Source organism: Pedobacter sp. (genome assembly GCF_045627485.1).
Classification (GTDB): Bacteria; Bacteroidota; Bacteroidia; order Sphingobacteriales; family Sphingobacteriaceae; genus Pedobacter.
In genome coordinates, this window is sequence record NZ_JAZQNU010000110.1 from 1 (window position 1) to 3033 (window position 3033).

The following is a 3033-nucleotide window of genomic DNA, read 5'->3' on the forward strand; positions in this document are numbered from 1 at the left end:
TTCCCGGATTAGATTTCAGCGGATTAATGAAAGCACACGAAAAGAGGTGTCTAACGATAAGATTGTAAAAGGTTATCTACTAAATGATAACTATGTGATTCTTGATGAACAGGATTTTGCGGATGCCAGTCCGGAGAAAACCAAAATGATTGAGTTGGAAAATTTCGTTGATATCAATGAAATCAATCCAATTTATTACGAGACTTCCTATTATGCCGAACCTGAAACTCAGGGTAAAAAAGCCTATGCGTTATTGTTAAAAGCTTTGATACAGTCTAAAAAAGCAGGTGTTGCCCGATTTGTCTTGCGCAATACTGAGAATTTGTGCGTCATTCATCCTTTAGGAGAAGTGATCACGGTAACCAAAATCCGGTTTCAGGAGGAAATACGCAGTGCAGAGGATATTAAAGTTCCAGACCTGAGCAGTATCAGCAAAAAGGAGCTGGATGTAGGGATGGCTTTAATTAAACAATACACTTCGCCATTTAACATTGAAAGTTTCAAGGACGAGTACACCAAGGAGCTTTTGAAGATTATCAAGGCAAAAGCCAAAGGTAAAAGGGCAACAGTTAAAAAACTTAAACCAAGGGCCGCCGCAAGCGACGACCTTTACGACCAATTATTACAAAGTTTGGGTGGTAAAGGTGCTTAACAATAAGTGTTACCCGCCAGGATGCCTTCTATCCGATCCAATAGTTCATCGATATCAAAAGGTTTAGCTAAAAATCCATTAGGTTTGTAAGCACCGTGCTGGATATTTTGTTCTGTGTAACGGGCAGAAATCATGAGTACAGGAATATCCATGGTATGTTCTGCCTGACGCAATTCTTCCAGAATGGTGCGGCCGTCGCCATCAGGTAACATGATGTCCAGAATAATTAAATCAGGTTTAACTTCGTCAATATGTTTTAACATATCCGAACTTCTCTGCAAACCAGTCACCTTATATGATTCACTTTGCAGAATCAACGTAATCACATCCAGAATGGCATGATTATCTTCAATCACTAATATATTCTTATATAAGTTTGATCCTTTTGTCAATGTGATTTATTTTAAGCGTTTGAATATACAAAGTTAAATAACGTTTATCAATTTTTATTAATTCATAAACATAATAATACTGCACCATGATTTTTATCAGGTCTGGGTCATTAAGGTAATCAAGTTAATCATTTGGAGTTCAAAAGATAGCAATGTAAAGGATATGTTAGGTAACTAAAGAAGTTTATTCTTTTATTATAAGTAAATTTGTAGTGTTGAATACAAAGCGCAAATATCTTAACCGGCTGTTATCCGTGTTATTGCTCCTGGTTTTTTCCATAGCATTAACGCCATGGAGTGCTTTGCACCATCACCCCAGAGTGGTGGAACATCATGAAGTAGAAAATTCATGCACCCATGAACTTCACTTAAGCAATCATGTCGATACCTGTTTGATTTGTAAGGCACACTTCGTTAAAGATTTTGTTAACGTTACGGCCACTTTACAGGTGTTTATTACCACTACAACGCGTATTATTGTAAGCCCATCGTTACGCAGTTCTTACACAGCACTCGTACACACGTCACTTAGAGGCCCCCCATTAGCTGCCATTTAATTTTATCGTTAAGGTCTGCTAAAGAAGTATTATTTACTTCTCCATACAATATTACACACATACATGAAAAAATTCCAATTGGTAATAGCTATGCTATTCCTATTCCTATCGGTACGCAGTAGCGCTACCGTTTTGATACAATTTAAGGGTAAGGTAATCGATGCCGAAACCCAGCAAGGTTTACCTGGCGCTGTTATTTCTATTCCCGATTTACGCGTGGCCGCTGTGACTAATGCAGATGGTGAGTTTACACTTAAGAATATTCCCGGACAGGGAAGTTTTCTGATACAGATCAGGTATATGGGTTATGAAACGCTTACCCGAATGGTCGATTTTTCCAACATTGAGACCAGCACCTTTTCCTTGAAACAGAGTGTTATCGAAGGTCGTGAGGTGGTCATTACCGGAACGGCAACCAGTTCCAACAGTCGTAAAAACAGTACTTCAATAAGCACCGTGAGCAAAGCGGAGTTGCTTGCACATCCATCAACTAACCTGGTTGATGCTTTATCTCGTGTACCAGGGGTTTCACAAATTACGACTGGAAATGGCATCTCTAAGCCAGTTATCCGTGGTCTAAGTGGCAATAGGGTACTAACATTAAACAACGGTGTGAAACAACAAGGTCAGCAATGGGGCGATGAACATGGACTGGAGATCGACCAGTACAGTGCCGACCGTGTGGAAGTGTTAAGAGGCCCGGCAAGTTTACTTTACGGTTCCGATGCTTTAGGCGGGGTTATTAATGTGCTTGATGCACTTCCTGCCCCGGAAGGCAGTCTCCAAGGAGAATTGTTGAGCAATTACGCCACCAACAGCGGCCTCATCGGAAGTTCATTAATGTTACAAGGCAACGAAAATGGTTTTGTTTACCGTGCCCGCGGATCGTATAAAAATGCTCATTCTTTTAAAACGCCAACTGGCTACTTACCAAATTCTGGTTTTAATGAAACGAGTTTCAACGGGCAGCTGGGGTTAAATAAACACTGGGGTTATGCACACCTGGATGTATCAAGTTTCCGTACTAATTTAGGCTTTTACGAACCTGCGGTTAATGCTGCCGGACAATTTGTAGATGAGGATGGAAACACCTTTACCAACGACCAGCTGACCAGCCGCAGCCTCGCATTCCCTAAACAGGACGTGCGCCATTTTAAACTGGCACTGAACAGTAACATTCTGTTTAATTCGGGTAGTCTAAAAACAACGCTGGGGTACCAGAAAAATAACCGCAAGGAGCTGGAAGCAGCTGATGAGGTTCCGGAACTAATGTTAAACATGCATACCTACACTTACGATTTTAAATATTCCTTTAAACCTGCCAATGGTTGGGCACCTGTATTGGGTACCTCCGGGGAATTTGTGCGAAGCGATAATACCAAAGGACTGGAAGCTTTAATCCCGGACTATGATTCGCAGGCCTATGCTGCCT

The 3033-nt window shown here is 41.0% G+C and carries 4 protein-coding genes; 3 read left to right on the forward strand and 1 reads right to left on the reverse strand.

What is annotated here, in order from left to right; all coding sequences use genetic code 11:
* A partial coding sequence (locus ACR2F3_RS08615) for a Ku protein (RefSeq protein WP_432709572.1) occupies positions 1–652 on the forward strand: 652 nt, incomplete at its 5' end.
* Here ACR2F3_RS08615 and ACR2F3_RS08620 read toward each other — a convergent pair.
* Positions 649–1044, reverse strand: coding sequence for a response regulator transcription factor (locus tag ACR2F3_RS08620; protein ID WP_432709573.1), 396 nt, complete (start codon positions 1042–1044; stop codon positions 649–651). The genes ACR2F3_RS08615 and ACR2F3_RS08620 overlap by 4 nt on opposite strands.
* Before the next feature lie 215 nt (positions 1045–1259).
* Between ACR2F3_RS08620 and ACR2F3_RS08625 the strand changes: the two genes are divergently transcribed.
* A complete protein-coding gene (locus tag ACR2F3_RS08625) occupies positions 1260–1601 on the forward strand; it encodes a hypothetical protein (protein WP_432709574.1) in 342 nt (113 codons plus the stop codon).
* Positions 1602–1664: 63 nt separating this feature from the next.
* Positions 1665–3033, forward strand: a 1369-nt coding sequence (locus ACR2F3_RS08630; RefSeq protein WP_432709575.1) for a TonB-dependent receptor, incomplete at its 3' end; no start/stop codon positions are given.